We start from the raw sequence: 644 nt of genomic DNA, 5'->3' as shown, positions 1-644 counted from the left end.
ATGTCCAACCAAGGGGGTTTTGTTTTATGAGCAAGTACAGCAAGCAGTTCAAGCTAAAGGTAGTTAAAGAGTTTCTAAAGTCAGGTGGTCTTAAGCGGGTAAGTCACTTATTTGAGATTAGTCACTCTGATGTCCGTAAATGGGCTTTAGCCTATCAAGCACATGGCCATAGTGGTCTTAATCCCAGCTACCAACGCCATTCCCCAGAGTTCAAAGTACAGGTTCTCCAATATATGGCACAGCATCAGATATCAGCCAGACCAGCTGCCGCCCACTTTGGGGTTGGTAGTATGACTACGATTTTGCAATGGCAAAAACTCTACAATGAAGGCGGTATTACAGCCCTTGCCAATCGACCGAGAGGACGACCGCCGATGTCCCAATTTAATATCAAAGCATTACTCAAAAAGCCGATCTCAGAACTCACGCCGGCAGAGTTGCGAAGACGCTTAGAGTATGCCGAAGCACAGGCTGCCTACCTAAAAAAGTTAGAAGCCTTAGCTCAGAGCAAAGCAATAAAAGAGAACAAGCCCAAGTAATTACTGAGCTAAGGCCGTATTACCGTTTACCAGACTTACTACTCATCGCCAAGATGGCTAAAAGCGTTTACTACTACTGGCGAGCAGCCAGTAGTAATCATGAGC

The 644-nt window shown here is 45.7% G+C and carries 1 protein-coding gene; it reads left to right on the top strand.

All coding sequences use genetic code 11. The features are described 5' to 3' along the window. Window positions 1-539, top strand: a 539-nt coding sequence (locus tag VC178_RS11410; RefSeq protein WP_323482626.1) for a helix-turn-helix domain-containing protein, incomplete at its 5' end; no start/stop codon positions are given. Between the last annotated feature and the right edge of the window lie 105 nt (window positions 540-644).

It is taken from the genome of Polynucleobacter sp. AP-Sanab-80-C2 (genome assembly GCF_035012965.1).
In the GTDB taxonomy this organism is placed as follows: Bacteria; Pseudomonadota; Gammaproteobacteria; order Burkholderiales; family Burkholderiaceae; genus Polynucleobacter.
The sequence above is the reverse complement of the archived record's forward strand: the minus strand, read 5'-3'. Positions and strand labels throughout refer to the sequence as shown.